Annotated in this window: 22 protein-coding genes and 1 pseudogene; 9 read left to right on the top strand and 14 right to left on the bottom strand. The window is 35.4% G+C overall.

Going from position 1 to position 20,020, the window contains the following annotated elements:
• Positions 1–15: 15 nt before the first annotated feature.
• The 3 genes from yidD to GKR88_05725 all read right to left on the bottom strand — a co-directional run bounded on the left by yidD (position 16) and on the right by GKR88_05725 (position 1,543).
• Entirely contained in the window at positions 16–222 is a 207-nt protein-coding gene (gene yidD, locus GKR88_05715; protein ID QMU66650.1) for a membrane protein insertion efficiency factor YidD, read from the bottom strand.
• Positions 223–314: 92 nt separating this feature from the next.
• The gene (locus GKR88_05720) at positions 315–1,172 is read right to left on the bottom strand and encodes an IS3 family transposase (protein ID QMU63836.1); all 858 of its coding nucleotides are present in this window, start codon (positions 1,170–1,172) and stop codon (positions 315–317) included.
• Positions 1,172–1,543 (bottom strand): transposase, encoded by a 372-nt coding sequence (locus GKR88_05725; GenBank protein ID QMU63837.1) that lies wholly within the window; start codon positions 1,541–1,543, stop codon positions 1,172–1,174. The genes GKR88_05720 and GKR88_05725 overlap by 1 nt, the downstream gene beginning before the upstream one ends.
• 68 nt (positions 1,544–1,611) lie before the next feature.
• Here GKR88_05725 and GKR88_05730 point away from each other — a divergent pair, with 68 nt between their 5' ends.
• Positions 1,612–2,040 (top strand): hypothetical protein, encoded by a 429-nt coding sequence (locus GKR88_05730; protein ID QMU63838.1) that lies wholly within the window; start codon positions 1,612–1,614, stop codon positions 2,038–2,040.
• 15 nt (positions 2,041–2,055) lie between these two features.
• On the opposite strand, the gene GKR88_05735 is transcribed toward GKR88_05730, so the two are convergent.
• Positions 2,056–2,271, bottom strand: coding sequence for a helix-turn-helix domain-containing protein (locus GKR88_05735; GenBank protein ID QMU63839.1), 216 nt, complete (start codon positions 2,269–2,271; stop codon positions 2,056–2,058).
• Between the two features lie 95 nt (positions 2,272–2,366).
• On the opposite strand from GKR88_05735, the gene GKR88_05740 reads away from it, so the two are divergent.
• The 3 genes from GKR88_05740 to GKR88_05750 all read left to right on the top strand — a co-directional run bounded on the left by GKR88_05740 (position 2,367) and on the right by GKR88_05750 (position 4,724).
• Positions 2,367–2,501, top strand: coding sequence for a type I addiction module toxin, SymE family (locus GKR88_05740; GenBank protein QMU63840.1), 135 nt, complete (start codon positions 2,367–2,369; stop codon positions 2,499–2,501).
• A gap of 518 nt (positions 2,502–3,019) precedes the next feature.
• Positions 3,020–3,943, top strand: a complete 924-nt coding sequence (locus tag GKR88_05745; protein QMU63841.1) for an IS1595 family transposase — start codon at positions 3,020–3,022, stop codon at positions 3,941–3,943.
• A 550-nt stretch (positions 3,944–4,493) separates the two neighbouring features.
• The gene (locus GKR88_05750) at positions 4,494–4,724 is read left to right on the top strand and encodes an NINE protein (protein QMU63842.1); all 231 of its coding nucleotides are present in this window, start codon (positions 4,494–4,496) and stop codon (positions 4,722–4,724) included.
• 13 nt (positions 4,725–4,737) lie between these two features.
• Here the strand turns inward: GKR88_05750 and GKR88_05755 are convergent.
• Both GKR88_05755 and GKR88_05760 read right to left on the bottom strand, forming a co-directional pair.
• Positions 4,738–5,903 (bottom strand): annotated as a pseudogene (locus GKR88_05755) (IS3 family transposase).
• Between the two features lie 14 nt (positions 5,904–5,917).
• Positions 5,918–6,568 carry a hypothetical protein gene (locus GKR88_05760; GenBank protein ID QMU63843.1) on the bottom strand — a complete coding sequence of 217 codons (651 nt, stop codon included), beginning with the start codon at positions 6,566–6,568 and terminating at the stop codon, positions 5,918–5,920.
• Between the two features lie 345 nt (positions 6,569–6,913).
• Between GKR88_05760 and GKR88_05765 the strand changes: the two genes are divergently transcribed.
• Genes GKR88_05765 through GKR88_05775 form a run of 3 tightly spaced genes read left to right on the top strand, consistent with a single transcriptional unit; the run spans position 6,914 to position 7,690 of the window.
• On the top strand, positions 6,914–7,249 hold the full coding sequence (locus tag GKR88_05765; protein ID QMU63844.1) for a helix-turn-helix domain-containing protein: 336 nt from the start codon (positions 6,914–6,916) through the stop codon (positions 7,247–7,249).
• Positions 7,246–7,449: a hypothetical protein gene (locus GKR88_05770; GenBank protein ID QMU63845.1), complete on the top strand. Its 204-nt coding sequence runs from the start codon at positions 7,246–7,248 to the stop codon at positions 7,447–7,449. Before GKR88_05765 ends, GKR88_05770 begins: the two co-directional genes overlap by 4 nt.
• On the top strand, positions 7,442–7,690 hold the full coding sequence (locus tag GKR88_05775) for a type II toxin-antitoxin system mRNA interferase toxin, RelE/StbE family (protein ID QMU63846.1): 249 nt from the start codon (positions 7,442–7,444) through the stop codon (positions 7,688–7,690). The genes GKR88_05770 and GKR88_05775 overlap by 8 nt, the downstream gene beginning before the upstream one ends.
• A gap of 92 nt (positions 7,691–7,782) precedes the next feature.
• Here the strand turns inward: GKR88_05775 and GKR88_05780 are convergent, their stop codons facing one another.
• The 8 genes from GKR88_05780 to GKR88_05815 all read right to left on the bottom strand — a co-directional run bounded on the left by GKR88_05780 (position 7,783) and on the right by GKR88_05815 (position 16,317).
• Positions 7,783–8,076, bottom strand: a complete 294-nt coding sequence (locus GKR88_05780; GenBank protein ID QMU63847.1) for a hypothetical protein — start codon at positions 8,074–8,076, stop codon at positions 7,783–7,785.
• A 2-nt stretch (positions 8,077–8,078) separates the two neighbouring features.
• Complete coding sequence (locus tag GKR88_05785) at positions 8,079–8,366, bottom strand: hypothetical protein (GenBank protein QMU63848.1); 288 nt, start codon at positions 8,364–8,366, stop codon at positions 8,079–8,081.
• An 11-nt stretch (positions 8,367–8,377) separates the two neighbouring features.
• A complete protein-coding gene (locus tag GKR88_05790) occupies positions 8,378–9,061 on the bottom strand; it encodes a hypothetical protein (GenBank protein ID QMU63849.1) in 684 nt (227 codons plus the stop codon).
• A gap of 102 nt (positions 9,062–9,163) precedes the next feature.
• On the bottom strand, positions 9,164–11,134 hold the full coding sequence (locus GKR88_05795; protein QMU63850.1) for a hypothetical protein: 1,971 nt from the start codon (positions 11,132–11,134) through the stop codon (positions 9,164–9,166).
• A gap of 90 nt (positions 11,135–11,224) precedes the next feature.
• Entirely contained in the window at positions 11,225–12,220 is a 996-nt protein-coding gene (locus GKR88_05800) for a transposase (GenBank protein QMU63851.1), read from the bottom strand.
• A gap of 335 nt (positions 12,221–12,555) precedes the next feature.
• Entirely contained in the window at positions 12,556–13,737 is a 1,182-nt protein-coding gene (locus GKR88_05805) for a hypothetical protein (protein QMU63852.1), read from the bottom strand.
• Positions 13,738–13,742: 5 nt separating this feature from the next.
• On the bottom strand, positions 13,743–15,176 hold the full coding sequence (locus GKR88_05810) for a hypothetical protein (protein QMU63853.1): 1,434 nt from the start codon (positions 15,174–15,176) through the stop codon (positions 13,743–13,745).
• Between the two features lie 121 nt (positions 15,177–15,297).
• Positions 15,298–16,317 (bottom strand): hypothetical protein, encoded by a 1,020-nt coding sequence (locus GKR88_05815; protein ID QMU63854.1) that lies wholly within the window; start codon positions 16,315–16,317, stop codon positions 15,298–15,300.
• Positions 16,318–17,156: 839 nt separating this feature from the next.
• Here GKR88_05815 and GKR88_05820 point away from each other — a divergent pair.
• Together GKR88_05820 and GKR88_05825 are read left to right on the top strand one after the other, a co-directional pair.
• Complete coding sequence (locus tag GKR88_05820) at positions 17,157–18,539, top strand: mannosyltransferase (protein ID QMU63855.1); 1,383 nt, start codon at positions 17,157–17,159, stop codon at positions 18,537–18,539.
• 140 nt (positions 18,540–18,679) lie between these two features.
• A complete protein-coding gene (locus GKR88_05825; protein QMU63856.1) occupies positions 18,680–19,492 on the top strand; it encodes a Cof-type HAD-IIB family hydrolase in 813 nt (270 codons plus the stop codon).
• Positions 19,493–20,020: the final 528 nt, after the last annotated feature.

Here is a 20,020-nt window from a genome sequence, read left to right on the forward strand (position 1 = left end):
AGTTAAAAATTTAATTTATGGGTTATCAATTCCACCATTTGGCGGTTTGCATCTTTGTAATCTTTTTATTCCGTTTAAAACTCCCTTGCTAATTCCATATTTATCAATGGAAATTATCATATATTCAGAACAAGTTGGCTCAAAACGGCACGAATTCCTGATTCTATTTGGGGCTGTTTTTTGATAAAATCTAATTATCTGTGTTAATGCTTTTTTCATAATCACTATATTAGACTATACCTCTTTCATCTCATTCATTGCGGTTTGTTTTTAATGTCTCGTCCTAAAATAGGGCTACAGTTAATTATTAAAATTTATGCTACATTTTTGTGCACGTAATTAGGTGTTTTATAATCTAAAGATAAATGTAATCTTTTATTATTATATAATTTGATTGCATTTTTTGTTGCTTTTTTGGCGTGATTGATATTTGTAAATGTTTGGTCGAGGAAGAATTCATCTTTTAAAATTCCGTTAACTCTTTCGGCCATTGCGTTTTCGTAGCAATGATTTTCTTGGGTCATACTGATTTGTATCTTTTTTCTTTTCAAAATTTGAGTATAAACATTGCTACAATATTGTATTCCTCTATCAGAATGATGTATGATTTCTTCGGTATTTTTAGTTTGATAAATAGCTTTATTTAAAGCTCTAACACAGCCTTTAAGTTCTAAACTATCACTAATATCATAGCCTACTATTTTTCTTGAATACATATCAGTAATAAGTGCTAAATAACAAAATCCATTTATAGTTCTTATATAGGTAATATCCGAAGCCCAAACTTGGTTAGGTCTATTAATGATCAGGTCTTTTATGATATTTTTATATTTATAAAAACGATGGTAAGAGTTGGTTGTTTTAGAAGAATATTTTTTCCTTCTAATTAACAAATTATTTTCTTTTAAGATTCTAAATAACTGGTCTCTACCTATATTTATATTCTGTTTCCTAAAATCATTATGTAAGGATTTCATTAGCTTTCTAGTACCTTCTCTGGGTAATGTTTTCCTGCTTTTTTTAACAAGCATTATTACATTTTGTTCTATTTGTTTTTTAAGAACAAACCTTTTTTGATATTTGTAATAAGCATCTCTTTTTAACTCGAAAGCATTACAAATAGTAGCGATGGCGTACCTTCTTTTTTTTCTATTAATCGGTGCTATTTTCATTAAGGCTTTATGTTTAAGTTTTTTTTTAATTCTTCAACATTTTTATAGCCAAGATTTTCAGCAGCTACTTCAAGATAACTATCATTCACAAGTTTATCTAGATCCTTTTTAATAAGAAGATCTTTGAGTTGTTTTAGCTCTTTTTGAAGGGCTTTAATACGGGATAATTCGTCGTCTGTTTGCACGGTTACACGGGTGTTCATTAAATCTTTACGGTCATATTTTTTAATCCATACGTTTATCGTACTAGATTGTATGCCGTAAGTTAAGGCAATTTGTCTTTTGGAATGGTTTCCTTTGGTAAGTTCTGCTAATACTTTGAGTTTAAAACTCTCACTATAACGTCTTACATATCCATCATTTTTATACATATACTTGTTGTTTTTTGTATACATATTTCAGGACGGGTCATTTTAATAAAAGAACAGTTGAAATTGGAATGACAGATTACACAACTTCGAAGTTCAACGGAAATTATACACTAAAATATGAATTGTGGGATTTGAAAGCTTTTGTAAAATACTCATTTCCAATAGTTGGCGGAAAGGATTTTTTATTTCGTTCAACTCAAGACAGAGAAGTTCCTGAATTCGTGAAGTTTGTAAAAATATCAAGAACTAAAGATCAATTAGAGATCATATATCAAACCAATCATCCTAAGAAAGAACTTCCTGAGATTATTAAAAGGGCAATAAAAAATTCAACTGAAAAGGTAATTGAATCAATCAAAAGTATCACGTCAAAAATTGAAAATGATACTAGCTCGTTCAATAAATCGTTGACAAAGTTTACTTTAGATTTAATGACAGAACGTAAAGAAAAAATAGAATCCGAAGGACAACAAACGGACGAAATGAATGACTTTTGACAAGTCATAACAACACTAAAAATCGACTAGCTTCTTTAAAGTAACCTCAAGAGCTTCAGCAATTTCTAGTAAAGAATAAAGTGTTGGATTGACTTTTCCATTTTCTAACTTTTCAACAGCTTGTCGATCTTTATTGCATGCACGGGCTAAATCAGATTGACTCCAACCCTTTTGACTTCTTAACTCAACAATACGTTGACCGATTTTCTTTTTAAGTTGTTCTTTGTTCACAAAACAAATGTCAATTAATAATACGACAATTTTGTCATATAAAAGTTTGACAAGATAATTTTAATCATTATGTTTGTCATATAATAATGCGACAAATGAAAAAACCCAGAACACTCAAAGTTTACGAAACTTTTCAAGCTCGACAATGGAAATATGTTGTCATTCCAGAAATACAACTGAAAGGAAAATGGTTGAGAGATCTCGGATTTGAAATTGGCGATCAGATTTAGATTAAACAGCAAAAGAACAAATTGACCATTACGTTAGTCGATAAGAAAAAATAAAACAATTACGCCGAACTAGGTGTATAAAATTGCTACGTCTTTCTCTCTTGAGAAATTTTAACTACTTTTAAATCAACAATAAAAATGAAAAATTTCTTATTTTAATCTACTTGATAAATTTATCGGAAGTAAAAAATTAATGGGATTATTAGGCGATATAAATGAAATCAAAAAGACTTGGGCGAATTCGTCGAGAGGGCAAAATTTTTTATTATTCTAAGTAGTCTAATTACTTTTAATTCACTGGCATCTATATCTGATGCAGTATTTAAATGGAAAGGATTTATATCAGATGGGTTGGAATTTTATAGAGCAAATATAACTAGTCCGTTAACAAAATTTTTCTCCTTGTTAAACCTTGAGTATGAATTATTCGAAATGAACGTAATTATTATTACGTTTTTGATTACACTTAATTATGCCACTAATTTAAAAATTCGTATCTTAATATAAAGTTTAGAATTATGAATTTACTACATTTTATTGAACAATTTCCAGATGAGTTTTCCTGTAAATCACATATGAAGTTGGCTCGTTCAAAAGAAGGAGTCATTTGCAAAAAATGTCAATCAAAAAAGCACTATTGGTTAAAGTCTAAATGGATGTGGCAATGTTCTTATTGTGGTTTTAGAACTACTCTACGCAGCGGTACTATGATGGAGAACTCCAATTTACCTATTCGTACTTGGTATCTCGCTATGGCATTTATGACTTTTAGTAAAAAAGGTATTTCTGCTGCCGAATTACAACGTCAGCTCAACCATACACGTTATACCACTATATGGTCTCTTATGCACAGAATACGTTCGGCTATGGGAAAACGAGATAATTTATACGACCTTGAAGATATGATTGAGTTTGATCAAGATTACTTTACTGTGGCAACAAAAGAATCCGACAGACAAAAGCTTAAAAGAGGCAGAGGCAGTCAAAAACAATCTAACGTAGCGGTAATGGCAGAGTCTGTACCTTTAGAAGATTTAAAGACTGGGAAACAATCCAAACAATGTCGTTATTTTAAAATGAAAGTTTTGGATACTCATAAAAAAGAAGAAGTCAACACGCTTATTGATAGTAATTTTGATGATACATGCATTGTTTTTAGCGACAAAAGCACGTCTTATGTAGACATAGGTGATTATGTGGAAGTACACATTACTGAAAAATCAAATAAAGAAACCACTATTACCACACTAAAATCGGTGCATATAGCCATAAGTAATGCAAAACGCACTCTGTTAGGTATTTACCATAAAATTAAAGGAAAATATTTGCAGAATTATCTTGACGAGTTCTGCTATAAACTCAACAGACACTATTTCGCTGAAAGACTATTTGATAGACTGGTAGTAGCTGTCACTCATCAATACTGGTATAAAAGTGGGTAATCAATTACGTTTATATTGTTGTCTGCATTTCTTAGAGGAATGTACTTTTATGCACTAAAACATCAACATGTTAGAAAACGTGTTATTAAAGGCAAATACTATATTTCAGATATTTTGATAACAGTTGTCATTTTCACTATTTTTGGTCATCTTGGCTATTCCAAAAATATATTCTTGAACAGAATAGTCGTTGTTTTTAGTCCTCTACTTCTTGTTTTACTTCATTCAATATTTTTTTGGATTCACTATTCTAAAAACGACAACAAGCAAAAAACCGCTTTCGTTATACCGATAATTTCCTCAATTTTATTAGTTCTAATTCTAGCAGCAGTAAATAAAGGTCTTGAATTATGATTATTAATTTATCTAAGTTATCAAAACTTCACGCCTATAAAAACTACGCCCAACAAGGTGTATAAAAAATTGCGCTGATTCAGTAAATTGAAAATTATTGCTACCTTTAGTGGAAAGAAAAAATTGAAAAATTGCTTACTCCCCCTATTCGCAACTTTTCATACACTAGAACGTTGGGCTTAATGTAAAAAACGAAATGAAGAACAAAACTACAACTACATTATTAGCTTTTTTTCTTGGTGGACTTGGGGTTCACCAATTTTATCTTGGTAAATCTTTGAAGGGGATTTTTTATCTTTTATTCTCTTGGACATTTATTCCAGTTTTTATAGCTTTTATTGACTTTATCTTATTGCTTGTTATGGGACAAGAAAAATTTGATTTAAAGTATAACAGCGGCAATACTTCTACTTCTAGCCTAAATTAGGTGTAAGCTTCCCCTAATTAGAACTGTTTAAATTTCTAATATTTGATAAATTTATTGTTTTAATTCTCTTGGAGTTAGCCCCAAGAGAATTAATTTCTGCGTATTTTATTGGCGATAATCTACCAAGCCCGTCATGGGGTCGATGATGATTATAATCATACATCCAATCTTGGGTTTGTTCTCTTACTTGGTTAATGTTCTCAAAAATATATTTATCAATAACTCCTCGCCTATAAGTTCCATTAAATCTCTCTACAAATGCATTTTGAGTTGGTTTGACAGGGTGAATATAGGTAAACTCTATGTCATGCATTTGGCTCCATACAGCGGTGATATTAGCAATGAACTCCGGGCCATTATCCATACGTATCTTATTGGGCTTTCCTCTTCTATTAACAAGATCGTTAAGTACCCAAAACACACGATTACTTGGTAAAGAAAAATCTACTTCTATATGTAATGCCTCTCTATTACAGTTATCGATAATAGTAAAGGCTCTAAAACGTCTTTTGTTCTCAAGGGTATCGGTAACAAAATCCATACTCCATGTATCATTAAGATTTTCCGGAACCTCTAATGGTTCTTTCACTCTAGATGGTAATCGTTTTTTTACTTTACCACGTAGAGGAAGTCCTAATGCTTTGTAAACCCTATACAATCGTTTATGATTCCATGGTTTGCCTTGATTACGTAAACGACTATAAGCCTTCCAAAAACCTTCTTCTCAATGTTGAACTGCTTTTTCTTGTAAAGCGAGCTCTATCTCAGTATCGGCTTTGGGTAACGGTTTATAATAATAAACACTCTTGCTCATATTTAAGACTCGGCACGCCCTGCTAATACCATAATGTGCAAGTGTTTTACTTATCGTTCTCTTACGGCAAGGCTTTAAAGCTTTTTTGCAATAACCTCTTTTGCCATTTGATGATCTAAGGCTAGAGAAGCATACATCTGGTTGAGCATCCGGTTCTCACCCTCAAGCTCTTTGACGCAACGTAACTCTCCGGAACTCATCCCGGCATATTTAGAACGCCACTTGTAAAAAGTTGCTGAAATAAACCCATGTTCCCTGCTAATCTCTACAACTGTTTTCCCTTGATCAAACTCTTTCAAAATCTTTGCAAGATGTGAAGGTGAAAATTTACTCTTTCGCTTTGTTTGTCTATTGAAAGTTAAAATTAATCTTTCTAATTTTAAACAGTTCGGTTTTTAGGGAAGATTACAGTTCCGTAACAGCTTAGGATTTCGTACTCTCTGGTAATGTCTTCTATTTGCAACAGAGAAGCTGCATCAATGATAGCCTCTGTGAATATCAGTTTTTTGCAGTTTTTACCCGGATAATTGGGATACAATCCCTTGCGGTCTTTTAAATAAAAATGTTTGCTTTTCTTGTCGTCCAGAGTACTCCTAAAATATAATCCTGTAATCTGGTTTTCCTTATGCTTCAATGCAAAACAGATACACCATTTGCCAAAAACTCCGTAGGCAGGGTTTCCGGTTCTGCCGGTTATTCCCTTATCTATCAATAATCCATATTCCAAACATTGTTTAATTAAGCTTTCCTCTCGCCTTTGTCCATGGTGGAACTGACCCGCATTGTAACCAACTTCCAACCTTTTAAAATCTAAACATCGGCTTTCCAAATACATTTTTCCTGATTTTGAGTTATGTACCGCATTTTTAAAATATTGGAACATATTGGCCAAAAACCGGCTTTTGCTTAAATCGGGTTGGTAGCGTTCTTTGCTGCCCTGTTTTTGGTAACCTAAAATCTCTTTGTATTTCTTTAAGACTTCGTGTTTGGTGCTATTTTCCTTATGCATCACAAAATCTATCACATCCATACTCTTGCCATGCGTTTTACAGTTACTACTAAAACAATAGGCCGTTTGAGTTTTGTAATACACCTAGAAGCTCGGGGTCTTATCCTCATGAAATGGGCAGTTCAATCGGCTCTGTTTGTCGGTTTTTAGCCCGTAATAATGCAGTACCATTGACATGGTGAGTTGCTGTTTTATCTCGATTATCTCCATACTAAAATTATTTTCAAAAAATTCTCAATGTTCTTATAAGATACAAAAGTATCTAATTATTCCATATACATAAAAATATCAAATTTTATTATACCTTTTATTTACGTATATTTGCTGCATTACAGGATTATAGTATAAATAAGTATCCTATCAGATATGGAAACAGGTAAAATGATAGCAATTTTAAGAGATAAAATAGGGTGGTCGCAAACTGACCTTGCTAATAATAGCGGTGTTTCTCGTGTGATGATCGGTAAATATGAACGTGGAGAAGCTGTACCGTCTATCGGTGCAGCTAAAAGGATTGCTGATGCTTTCGAGGTATCTTTGGATTATTTGGTAGGTGAAGGACAAAACGCCAAATTCGATAAAAAAACCGTAAAACGTTTACAAGATATTGAAGCGCTGAACCCATCTATAAAAGATAAACTTTTCTTTTTGATTGATACCGTTATCCGTGATACGAACGCGCAAAAAGCATATATACAATGAGAACCCAATACGTAACAGATAACAACGGTAATAAGCTCGCAATCATTCTGCCAATTAAAGAGTATAATAAAATGATTGACGATTTGGAAGAACTCGAAGACATAAAACTCTATGATAAAGCAAAGCAGCGAAAACAAGAATTTATAGATGCTCAACAGGCTTTTAATGAAATTGAACAAAGCCGTAAAAAAAATGTATAAAGTACAGATTGAGCGAACAGCACAGAAAAAACTGGCTAAAATTCCTGCTCCTTATTATACTAATATCAAAACAGCAATTTTAAACTTAGCCAACAACCCAAGACCTCAGAGTTGTAAAAAACTAAAGGGCAGAAAAGGCTACCGTATCCGTGTTGCCGATTACCGTATTATCTATGAAATTCACGATCATGTCCTAATCGTTCAAGTAATTGAACTTGGACACAGAAAAGATATTTATTAAAAAGCGCCACTCCCGCCACAGAGCAGCGCTATCATTATGAAAATGAAAAAAACTTTAAACTATTTTAACGAGGCGCAGGGAAATTATCAGTATTAAAAAACTGTTGAATTTTCAATACTTAAAGCTCTCAGTATTTCAGATATTCGTTTTAAATCATACGGTATTCCATCACCTTCAGCTTTTGATAGGCGATGTATTTCTGATAAATCATCTGATAATTGACCTAATGAAATATCTTTTGGTTCATCATAAGGATTGTATAATTCATCACTCGATATATCCCAATAAAAATCATTTTTTAATTCAATCTTATTTCCTTTCTTATCTTTTAGATTAGTAAGTAAAAGAGTTATTGTTTTCTGTATTTCTTCAATATTTACTACCATAACTACTGACTATTTAAAATCTTATCAATATTATTTTTAAAAGCTTTAATTTCTTTCTCTAAGTGTTTAATTCGAGAATTAATAATCCTATCTCTAACTTGTTCACTTGGAGCATTTTTTAAAAATTTCTTATTATCATACTTATCAGGATTCTTTTTAAAATTTTTCAGTTTTTTCTTATGCTTAGTAATTTGTTTTTTTAGAGACATAATAGCTTTTAATTGAGATTTAGTCAATTTAGCTTTTTTTAATTTAAATAATCTTTGTAGCCATGAACCTATTTTCACCAAACTTCCTCCACTTATATATTCAAAATACCAGGCCCGCCAACTACTGTTTCTGATTTGGTCAATTGCGCTGCTAAATAACCATCAATAAGGAAGAAACCTTCATTTAAATCTTCTTGCACAATTGTATTACCGGGTGTATAAGTAACTCCTTCTCTCTCTGTTCTTATAACAGCCAGACCATCAGATGTTCCGTCCCAATTATCAGGATCATTAACTAAATATATATTAGGGTCTCCATCATCAATATGCTTTATTATCTTTCCAGAAGGGTCAACGTAGGTTGAAGTTTGCGGAGTTGGTAAATTACTTGGTTTAAAATCAAAATTCTTTTCTTCATCCATATCACCCAAACCTATGGGCATCATTCCACCTGGGTCAATAAAATAAACCGGATTATCAAAGGCAAAATTATATGGAGAATACCTTCTCATTTCTTCCGCTAACGGGTCAATATTCATCCATCTTCCCAAAGAAGCGTCATAGCCCCTCCAGTTCATCTCATATACATTCAGCCCCAAAGATTCTTCTAATTCAATTCCATTGTATTTGAACTTATTAGCTATATGATTTCCGTTAGGGTTTATTGTACTATTGTATCCTCTCTGAAGCATACCAAAAGGATAATAATTTGATTCAGAAACAATAACAGTTCTTGCCGTATTGCCTTTTACAATTTTTACATCATCAAACCACACCTTCCCGGCATGTTGTTGTCTATTCGAATACCCACCTCTCTTACATCTGCCGCCACATGAACGGTTTTTGCTACATATACCCACCGGTTTTTCTCGGTAATCTTATCCGATGTATGATGTCCGCTGGGCCAGCCTGTCTCTCCTGATTTCCTGGTGGTCAGAAAAATCTCCGCACTGTTGTTTGTTACATCCTCTACAAATACCCACCCCGATACCGTAATAGTAAGTATCTTCCGGGTTGTTAACGGCTGTCCAACTATCATTATATACATAGTAATCACTAGTAGCAGCAATCGGGTCAATCCTTCCCGAATAACTTCCCGATTTCTTTTTACTGCTGTCCAGTGTAGTAAGCGCCCTACTCAAACCATTACTGCTATCCCAGTTAGCCATACTTTCAAATCCATCGGTAAACACGGTCTGTTGGCTGTTATTCGTATTTTTGGTATAACTCAGTCTCACGTTTCCTAAATGATCTTTTGCCTGGTAAATATAATCAAAACCTCCCGAATGATTGGGCGTAGCATAGCCTTCGGGTGTGGAAAAGAACTGCAAAACATCGTTTTCGTATACATAATTGCCGGCATACTGTGTGGTTATCAGGCTGTTGAGGTTTCTTACTTTTTTCTCCATTTTAGTTCCCATAGCATCGTACAGGTAATCAATAAACTTACCTGTACTAAAATATACCTGTGTCGGCAAATTCAGATGATTGTAGCTAATAGCTGTAATTCCTTTATTCTTGTCTTGTATCATATTACCATTGGTGTCATAAGCATAATCCTCATCCGTATTGATACCGTCTTTAAATCCGTAGTTTTTATTTCCGTTGTCGGTTACTTTGGTAAGTTGGTTTCCGTCATAGGTATAGCTTAGATAGTCCATAGTACCGTAGTGTCCGGCATTGGAGATGACAGGGTTGTTTACCACAGCTCCTCTTCTGAAAAGGCGTTGTATATTGCCGTTTTTATCATAACTGATACTACCTATGTTAAACCGAGACGTCTCATTCCAGGCATAGTAGTAGGCTCCGGTAATCCGGTTGAGGTCATCATAATAATAGCTGTATTGTCGTTTGGCATTGTCCGAGGCTGTTTTCCACAATATTTGTGAGATATTGCCATTATAGAGATAAGAGCCTGTGTCATTGTATTTGAGTTCCATAGAGAACAAATCGTCTGCCAGTCCTGCCGAAGGGTCGTTGATCTTTTTTAGCCAACCCCTGATATTGTAGGTATAGTCTACTTCCTGTAGCGGAGCAGCTTCCCTATCCCCTACCTTTTTTTGGATGAGCTGACCCAAATCATCGTAATGGTTCTTGACCACGAGTTCTTTCGCTGTACCGTTTACGGTTTGTTTTTGAGTGAGCAGCCGTTCTGCGTGGTCATAGGTAAATACATCTTCTACCACAATGGGCGTATTACCGGCTTTGGTATGCGTAGCTCTTGTGCTAAGGACGTTGCCTGTAAAATCTAGTTTGGTCTCCACAATGTCTGTGGTTTGCAAATAATCATTTTTGCTATACACATACACAGGTCTTGCCTTATCATCGTAATAACTGACCGTAGTAATCCAGTGGTTTGTATCCAATACTTTTATAAGACTTCCGGTGGCCAGTCCGGTAAGCCTGTCGGTAGTACTTACGCCATAGCTTGTAGCGGAAGTTGGTGCTCCTGCCCTGTTAAAGGTATAGTTGTCATAATAATTGACGGTTAAGACCTCTATATGGGTATTTGGAAAATCACTATTGCTATAATAGATTCCCAAAGCACCTTCATTGTTTTGTTTAACCTCATAGTTTTGTTCCATACTTTTATTGTCAAAAACCGTTTGCATGGCAGCTCTTGAACTACTGCTTGTTTCGCTATAGAACCCTGTATAGATAACCCTTCCCAAGACATCGTATTTGGAAAAGAGCCATTTGTTTCGTGCTTTTAAACCGGCATCTTGCGTCAGTACGGGCCTGTTTAGTTTGTCATAGACGATATGCTCCCAACCTTTGCCGGGAATCTTTTTTTCTATCAGCCGGTTTCTGTGGTCGTATTTATATTGGTAGCAGAGTTTGTCTAACAATTACCGGACTTTTTCTGCTGTTTCCGCTTCGGTATACCCTTGTATTCTATGATAAAAACAAGTAAAAGTTGAGATATTATTTTTACTAATTTATGCAGCAAATTTAAAAGTATCTACATAGGGTGTTTGTCGTTTGACAACGGCAAACACTCTTGCTATTAATTTGTTTCTAATAATGTTAACGGTACTCATTTTACTTTTGCCTTGTTTTATTCTTTTATGATAGTATAATTTCATTTCTGGGTTATGTTGTATAGCAGAAATAGCGCACATATTAATAATTGCTTTCAATTTTTTATTAGCCAAATGAGAGACTTTTGTACGTCCTTTAATACTAGTTCCAGATTGGTAAGGAAAAGGAGCAACACCACAATAAGAGGCAAACTTTCTCCAGTTTTCAAATTTTGAAAAATTGTCAGTAAACACAATCATCATTATAGCAGTTTGCATTCCTATACCTTTAACACTAGTAACAAGTTTATAGGTTTCTTTTAACATTATATTTTGGTCAATAATAGCTTGCATTTGAGTATTAATCTTGTGTATTTGTTTGGTTAGTTCTGCAATCATTTTTTGTTGAACGTCAAAGATTATTTTATACTCTTTTGCTTTATAAATTCTTTTTTGTTCTTTCAAAGTAACTTTAAAACCAGCTCTTTGTTTGTTAAGTTTTGTCCTTAAAGATAAGAGACTTTTTAGTTGTAATATACTTCTTTTAGGTAGCTTACTGGGTTTAAGTTCTTCTTTTAATCGATACCCATATAGAGCAATGCGTTTGGCATCAATTTGGTCATCCTTTCCACGAGCAATACCAATAGATCTTTTAATTTCTAAACCAGAAGCTATGAAAAAAGATAATTTTTGTTCAGTTAAAGACACAGATAATAAATGAGAGTACATTCCTGTATGTTCAAATACAAACATGGTTTCTTCTTTAGAGAAAGACGAATTTTTAAAACTCCACTTTAGCATTAATTTAAATCCAGATTTACTGTTCTCAAACTGTTGAACAATTTGTTTAGAATAGATACAAACATCAATTAATAATTTACTGACATCGATTCCGATAATTTCATTTGTTTTCATAATTTTGTAATTAGATATTAATAATAGTTACTTAAACTAAGACCTTTAATAAGGGCAGAAACTGAAATTCTATATGGTTCTAAGTAACTTTTAAAAAGAACGGAGACTAATACGGGGGATGGCTCTAAAAAGCTAGCTGGCCGCTAAAGTTCACTCCGTTCTTTTGTGTTTTTGGTTATCAACAAAATAAGAGTTATTAACAAAGAAAAAAAGAAGCAAAAAAAGAAATTTCATCATAACTATTATGTTTTTATTTTAAGTAATTATTTCTATTTGCTAATCTAAAGGCAGGTTCTGAGGCAGGCTGACTCTTGTCGTCCTGTCAAAATCCGAAATCACCAAGGTATTGACACCGTTGGAACTATATCCGCCGCATAGGCGTATAATTTACCATCTCTTGCATAGTAGCTCACATACCTGTAGGCAAACACCCCACCCGAAGATTCCGAAACCGATGCACCGCCCAAATAGGTATGGCTACCCATAGCCGGATGAGTGTGAGGCAAATCCATAATATACCCTGTTTTAAAGGTACTGTTTGCCAGGTTTTGCAAATCAAAGTCGGCAACAAATTCAAAAGTTCCCGGTGCGGTTTGTTCTATACCAAAGGTAACGGTACCTGTTGGGCTCCCTCCTGTGAGGAAAGTACCGGCAGTATAGCTTTGCATGCCTGTCTGGTATACATTGGTTTTTGCTGATGCCAGCGGAGGCAATACGTAGGTCAGATTACCAAAATCGTCATATACATAATAGGTATCATGAAGCTGTTGGTTGTTATAGGTACGTTTTAGCAACACTCTGCCCATCAGGTCTTTAAATTCTTCGGTAGTACGGTCTTTTCCGTCGCTTGCTCTCCAATTTTCATCTTTGGTAATGGTTTTGTAGCCTTCGCCGGCAGGGTAATAACCGGTGGCTATGACGAGTTCCGGCGATGCGGTGCCTGCGTTAACCTGTACTCCAAAACGCAACACTTCATGGGCTGAATTGGTACTGTAGTCATAGGCTATGGTATGTCCGTTTCCTACTTTCCAATCCTTGCCGGGCGCAGCCTGCTCTAAAATCAGGTTTAACGGAGAGTTGTCAAACACTTTCTCGGAATAGGCATTTACCTCAGCCGGTGCCATTCCCGTAAAATCCTCCGGGTATTTGCTTTTATAAAACGCATTGATTGCTACGGACATATCTCCGCTTCTTATATTTTCATTATTGCTCCCCTTAGCATAAGGCAGGTATTGTTTTATCTGTCTGCCATACGCATCATAGGTCGTATGGATAATGATATCCTCTTTATTGCCTCCTGCTTGTTTGGCAATATTTTGTACGGGTCTTCCCAAACCGTCATAGTACGTAATGCGTTCTGCTTTTTGGTCATGAGTCAGGGCTGCTGCGTTGGCAGCACTTGTATTTCCGTCTGTGGTTCTTACTTTAAAGATCGTATTTTTAACATAATTTTCCGTACCGGTTTGTGCCCATACTGCCATGGGAATAAACCATAAGATATAAAGTAGCTTTTTCATCGTCTTTAGTTTTTATAGTGGTATTGATTTTTACTTAATATATTGCCCTGAGTGTCTTTTATATATTCCAACCTGTTAAAAGTGCCATAGGTATAGTATAGGGTTTCTCCTCTTGCGTCTGTCATACTGGTGATTCCTATCAAAGGGTCGTAGGTATAGGTAGTTATCTGCGCATTTACAAGATTGGGAAAATAGGCGGGGTTTCTGAGCTTTGCCAGTGCTACTCTCAGCTGCCCTTCATTGCCTGCATCTCCAAAAGTGCTGTCATCATCTGCATTGGATTTGGAAATAATCTCCAAAAGCGTACTGCCGGAAACATCGTCAAAGGTGGCATTTTCTATCTTTGCCAGTAATTGACTGCCCTGATAACCCCATATCAAAACCGTATGTGCTGCATCGGCACTTGAAGAAACCTCTATCGGGTTGGCATGGTCATCATACAAATGAATCTGATATGCTGTCAGGTCTTTATCAAGAGTACAATGGTAATCATTGCTCCACTGGGAAGCTTTTGTGAGTATTTCCCGGGTATTGCTAATAGAGCTTTCAACAATAGGGATTCCACCGGCAATAAGCCTGGGAGGCATTCCCTCTTTTGGGGTGTACTGATACGTTTTATATAAAAGCAACTGATTGCTGACCAGATTACGGTCTTTATATTCTTTTACATAAAAAGGAGTGGCGATCTTGTTGTTTTGGGTAAGTTCCAAAAGCGGCAGCCTGATATCACTTTCTCCTTCACAGGGAAGTGCTGCGGGTTTTGGACCGGTAGTGTATTGAATATCAAACTGCGGATTGCTATAAGGGTAATGATACCTTGTTTTATAAGTGCTGCCTGTCGAATTTGCCACATTTTTCTCGCTGACAAACGGATAGTTGTCTTCATAAGCGTAAGCGGTAGTAGTGCTTATTTGACTGCCGTCTAAATGATAAGAGATGCTTTGAGTCTCTTTAAGCAGGTTTCTTTCGATATGTATAGAAGCAGATTCCGACATAAATACCGGCGCATAATCACATCCTTCGGCGGCGTCTAATCCTCTGGAGTTGATCACCGAATTGCTGATAGGGACCGATGTATATCTTTTATGCTGGTAGGTGTTGATGGTTCTGGCCACATAATGACCGGCCTGATTGTAAACAGCTTCTTCTTTTAGACTGCCTCTAAAGAGGTCTGCATCTGTCATCATATCGGGGAAAGTGCCGTTGTTTATACGGAGCACTGCCCTGTTGTGAGGGTTTGACGGCAAGCTGACGATTGCATCCGTATTCGGGTAGTCTGCTGCAGATGTATACTCTTTAAGGGTATATCCGTTGCCTGTTTCATATACTTTTACTCTGGAATAGCCTACAAAAGACGATTGTGTCAGTTTTAAGTTTGCCAGCTGGGTCTGATAGATTCTAAGACCGTCATACGAGCCGCTATATCCCGGAGTTTCCATTACGTAGTCATTGAATCGGGTAGGTTGATGATAGTCCCCGAGCTTTGTCCGTTGCTTTTTTTGTACTGATAGGAAATCTCTCTTTCCAGGGAATGGTCATGGCCGTAGATGCGTTGTTTTTTTATTCTAAGCCCGCCTCCCTGTATGGTTTTCCCAGTAAGATAAAGTTGTTAGACTCACTCTCCAGGAGGGTATACCCTCCTGTGGGGTAGGTTATTTTCTCCAGAAGCGCTGCCCTGACATACGCTTCATTAGAGGCCAGTGAGAAATTACCCGGTAGTTGGGTATAGTTTGAATTTCCGATATCAAAAGGTAAAAACGAATATTTTCCACTATTAGGATAATGGTAGGTCTTTGGAATATAATGACCTGATGTCGTCGGAGCAGGGGAGGCTACTTCTCCGTTATGATATCCTAAAAAATCAGAAACCCATGAATTTCTTTTAGGAAGTTTTGTTGTATTGTATTCTAAGGTATAGCCCGGAATACTATTTGTCCCACCGGGTTGTGCAAAATAGACTTCATCCAAAACCAATCGGTAACATTCGGGCTGGGAACAGTTTTCTACAGAACGAATATGAGAGTACACAAACCGAATGTCTTTGATAACGGTTCCATGTACATCTTTTACAATAATTTTTGATAACGCTTTGTTGTCCAGAGCAATATTGCCTGAATAATCGGGTAAGTCCAAACGGGTAAACTCATAAAAGAATACGATCTCTCCCTGGTCAAAACGAATTTTTTTAAGCGTTCTTTTTTTATGAAAGTTTGTCTGAACATTTTTAGAGCCCAGCGTTTGGTCGGGCCTAAAAATTCCTTTTGTTTTCCAAAACTCATTTTGCTGATAAGGCAGGTGATAGTCAAAGTGAACCGAACTATTGGTTATGGGGTCAAACAGGGTAGTGAGTTTTTGAGTATCTATAAAACGATTGACACGCAGGGGTTGTAAGGGTGAGAAATTACTTTCGTCCCAACTGGTAACCTGATTGCTGTTTACATTTAGGGAAAAATCGCTAAAGGTATATACAAATCCGTGGGTGTTGGTAATTTTTGTACTGACAAGGCCCTGAGCGTATGCTATAACATCACCGCTACCCGGGTGTAGATCTAAGTTTGAATTATATAGCCAGGCTTTCATTTTTATCATGTTGCCTTGTTTGTTCAGCTCCAAACCATTGAGTTTGTACTGGTCTTTATCCAGAAAATTATAGTTATAATTGGGATTGAGCTCGGGAATAAACCGGGTATTTAAACCGGGAGCACTTGCAAAAAAGTAATCCGGCTCTCCGTCTCTGGTGATATATGACGAGCAATCTGCTCCCTGTGTATCCGAGAGATATCCTTGATTCCAAAGCCGGACGGTGAGTCGGCAGGCTTTAGATCATGTAATCCGTTGACTTGACGAACGACACTTCCTCCGGCGTTTAGACTCTAACCCAATCCTACACTTGAAGCGACCTCGTCTACTTTGATGCCTCCGCAATTATAAGCTATGGAAATGGGGATAGACATGCTTCCCAGTTTTATTTCATATAAGGGAATGGAAATAGCGGGTTTTCCGGTGTATTCACTGACAGGTAAAAAATGAATCTTACTAAAAGCAGCAACATCGGGTGTTTGTGAGGGGATAAACTGCTAGATACCGTTTTTTTCTTGTGACCAGATAGTTAAGGTCATCCATAATAAGGTGTTAAAAAAAGCTCTTTTATTTTTTATTTGAATATTTTTTAATCAGAAATATAGTAAATGTACTTGTTTTAGCATACTATGCACCAAAAACTTTCAACAGGGTTAAAAACCATTGTTGTCCAATTAAAAAATGCCGGTCACTTGTGAATTGATAAGAAGCATCATCAGCACATTTTAGAAATCTTTCAATCTTTTAATTTTTTAATCTCTCAATCAATTGCTATTGAGAAGATAAAGATTTATAATTGTGAATTTAAAATTTGTAACCTATATAAAATAGTATCATACGTGTTTTTCTCTCAAAAATACCGGTCAATTACAGCTATTATTGTTAGTGTTGCGCTGTACTTTTTGTTTGCCTATGACCTGGACAGAACCAACTTTTATCAACTAACAACACTCTATATAAGTCTCCTTATTCCTTTTTTCTATTTTATAAGAAAGGAGAACAATCATTTTTCTTTTTTGGTGGCAATTGCTATTTTATTTCGATTGACTTTTTTGTTTGCCATTCCAAATTTGTCGCAAGATTTCTACCGGTTTATCTGGGACGGGAGAATGATTTTGGAAGGATTGAATCCGTATATTTCATTGCCGCAAACATATATAGAGCAAAGAAGCTTTCCAATTCCTCAAGCAGTTGAACTATACGCCGGAATGGGTGATCTAAACGGTAGTCATTATACCAATTATCCGCCTGTAAACCAACTGTGCTTTTTAATGGCTGCCATCTTTTCAAATTCCAGTATTTTGGGAGCGGTTATCGTAATGCGACTGCAAATCATTTTAGCAGATATTGGAATTATCTATTTTGGGAAAAAGATTTTAGAGCAATTACACTTGCCTGTTCATTATATCTTTTTATATATCTTACATCCGTTTATCATTATTGAACTAACGGGAAATCTCCACTTTGAACCTGTCATGCTGTTTTTCTTAGTATGGAGTTTGCATTTATTACTACAAAAAAAATGGATCTGGGCAGCAGTTGTTTTAGGACTTTCTGTTTCCGTGAAATTAATTCCGCTTTTATTTCTGCCCTTATTTTTTCAGTGGTTTACTACAACTCCGGCTTATCAGGCTCAGGGTAACAAAGCTATTAACATAATAAAAGGCTTTCTTCGATTTATTTCTTTTGGAATGCTTGTTATAATAATTAATATGCTATTATTCCTTCCTTTTCTTTCCTCCGAATTGATAAGTAGTTATACGAACTCTGTGGGGCTATGGTTTCGAAATTTTGAATTTAATGCAAGCCTGTACTATATTGCCAGAGAAATAGGGTATTTATTTAGAGGTTGGAATGAAATTGCTATCATAGGGAAGATCATGCCCGGTATTGCAGTCATTTTTCTGGCAATGATTACGTTTTTCAGGAATAATACATCACCACAGCAATTGATTACAGCTTTACTCCTAGGACTCACTTTTTATTACTTTACCACCACCACCATGCACCCCTGGTATTTAGCCACTTTGGTTTTGCTGTCGGTTTTTACCAAATATCGATATCCGATCGTTTGGAGTGTAGCGATTATCTTAAGTTATCAGGCATATGCCAATGATCCGTGGAAAGAAAATTTATGGTTTGTGGGTATAGAATATATGATTGTTTTTGGCATGTTGTTTTGGGAACTAAGGCCATTAAAAAAACAAGAGAGGCTAAAATAGCAGGAAACAGATTATTTTTACTATGTTCGTAATTGTAAAAGTTCAACTAATTTGAAAATAAATTTAGCGTTCCTTCTCAATCTTTCAATTTTTTAATCAATTAATATTGTGAATTTAAAATTTATAACTTATTTCATTTCATGGAGCTATCAAAAGTGAAACTTATTGTTTCAGACATGGACGGAACCTTATTAAACTCACAAGAAAAAGTTAGTGAACTGTTTTTTGAGCTATTTTATCAACTTCAAAAACTGGGGGTTCATTTTGTAGCAGCAAGCGGGAGGCAATACAATAGTATTATCCATAAATTAAACCCTGTAAAAAACGACATTACTGTTATTGCCGAAAATGGAGGAATGGCAAAAAGGAAAGATGACGTATGGGTTTTACAAACACTGAATCCCAAAAAAATAGCAGCTATTATTCCCACTCTTAGAAGTATTGAGAACATTTTTATTATTTTATGCGGAAAAGATACTGCCTATGTTGAATCTACGGACGAACATCTTATTGCGATGTTTAAAGAATATTACGGGAATCATAAGATGGTGGAGGATTTAACCAAAGTTGTATATAATACCGATTTTTTGAAAATTGCCTTGTATCATTCCGAATGCTCTGAGAAAAATATATACCCCAAAGTACGGCACCTGAAAGATGAACTGCTCTTAAAAATTTCAGGTAAAAATTGGCTGGATATCTCTAACCCTGAAGCAAATAAAGGAAATGCCTTACAGGTTGTTCAGGAAAAGTTGAATATTACTCAAAATGAAACACTGGCTTTTGGAGATTATCTAAATGATATTGAGATGTTACAACGAGCATCTTTCAGTTATGCCATGAAAAACGCACATGATGATGTCAAAAAAACAGCTCGCTTCACAACGGAAAGCAACAATGATTTTGGTGTGGAAAAAGTGTTACAGCAAGTGATTCGGGCAAAATTAACCTAATCTTCTAAAAAGGTTCTATAGCGACTGCCCCAATGGTTATTTTCATGATCATTTGCAGTATCTTCATTTGTCAATAACGCATTTTTATCTTCGCTATTCTTATTCCAAAGCCAAGTTATATCAGTATTACGGTAGATATTCTTAAAAGTGATACCGATTCGTCATTCTTTTTTTTAGTTCTTTTAAAAACGTTTTCTTTATCTTAAATTCTTTTCCCATTATAGACAGTTGATTGCCATTTGTACGACCGTCCAATATATTGGGAGAAATATTAGCAATCGTTGTATCGCTAATCCTTACAAAGTAAGGTGGTAATTCTGTCAGTAATTTTTTCTACTTTATTTGCTGTTAATAGGATTAATGAGGTTGGCCCTGTAACCAGCAATACTATACTGTCGTTACCTACAGGATGGCTATAGGTGTGAGACAGGTTATTGGTATTATTGTATGAGTTTTAAAAGGGTGAGGTTGCCGTACTTAAATGTACCATTGTAGATATACTTTAAAAAAAAATGTGTAACTTACGGA

It is taken from the genome of Flavobacteriaceae bacterium (assembly GCA_014075215.1).
Lineage (GTDB): Bacteria > Bacteroidota > Bacteroidia > Flavobacteriales > Flavobacteriaceae > Polaribacter.

Bases quoted from the DNA above. Each gene is read 5' to 3' on its own strand.
- GKR88_05725 (QMU63837.1), bottom strand. From the start codon at position 1,543: ATGTATAAAAATGATGGATATGTAAGACGTTATAGTGAGAGTTTTAAA.
- GKR88_05740 (QMU63840.1), top strand. From the start codon at position 2,367: ATGAAAAAACCCAGAACACTCAAAGTTTACGAAACTTTTCAAGCTCGA.
- GKR88_05750 (QMU63842.1), top strand. From the start codon at position 4,494: ATGAAGAACAAAACTACAACTACATTATTAGCTTTTTTTCTTGGTGGA.
- GKR88_05810 (QMU63853.1), bottom strand. From the start codon at position 15,176: ATGGAAACTCCGGGATATAGCGGCTCGTATGACGGTCTTAGAATCTAT.
- GKR88_05765 (QMU63844.1), top strand. From the start codon at position 6,914: ATGGAAACAGGTAAAATGATAGCAATTTTAAGAGATAAAATAGGGTGG.
- GKR88_05815 (QMU63854.1), bottom strand. From the start codon at position 16,317: ATGAAAGCCTGGCTATATAATTCAAACTTAGATCTACACCCGGGTAGC.
- GKR88_05760 (QMU63843.1), bottom strand. From the start codon at position 6,568: ATGGATGTGATAGATTTTGTGATGCATAAGGAAAATAGCACCAAACAC.
- GKR88_05805 (QMU63852.1), bottom strand. From the start codon at position 13,737: ATGAAAAAGCTACTTTATATCTTATGGTTTATTCCCATGGCAGTATGG.
- GKR88_05730 (QMU63838.1), top strand. From the start codon at position 1,612: ATGACAGATTACACAACTTCGAAGTTCAACGGAAATTATACACTAAAA.
- GKR88_05745 (QMU63841.1), top strand. From the start codon at position 3,020: ATGAATTTACTACATTTTATTGAACAATTTCCAGATGAGTTTTCCTGT.
- GKR88_05775 (QMU63846.1), top strand. From the start codon at position 7,442: ATGTATAAAGTACAGATTGAGCGAACAGCACAGAAAAAACTGGCTAAA.
- GKR88_05780 (QMU63847.1), bottom strand. From the start codon at position 8,076: ATGGTAGTAAATATTGAAGAAATACAGAAAACAATAACTCTTTTACTT.
- GKR88_05720 (QMU63836.1), bottom strand. From the start codon at position 1,172: ATGAAAATAGCACCGATTAATAGAAAAAAAAGAAGGTACGCCATCGCT.
- GKR88_05800 (QMU63851.1), bottom strand. From the start codon at position 12,220: ATGAAAACAAATGAAATTATCGGAATCGATGTCAGTAAATTATTAATT.
- GKR88_05770 (QMU63845.1), top strand. From the start codon at position 7,246: ATGAGAACCCAATACGTAACAGATAACAACGGTAATAAGCTCGCAATC.
- GKR88_05825 (QMU63856.1), top strand. From the start codon at position 18,680: ATGGAGCTATCAAAAGTGAAACTTATTGTTTCAGACATGGACGGAACC.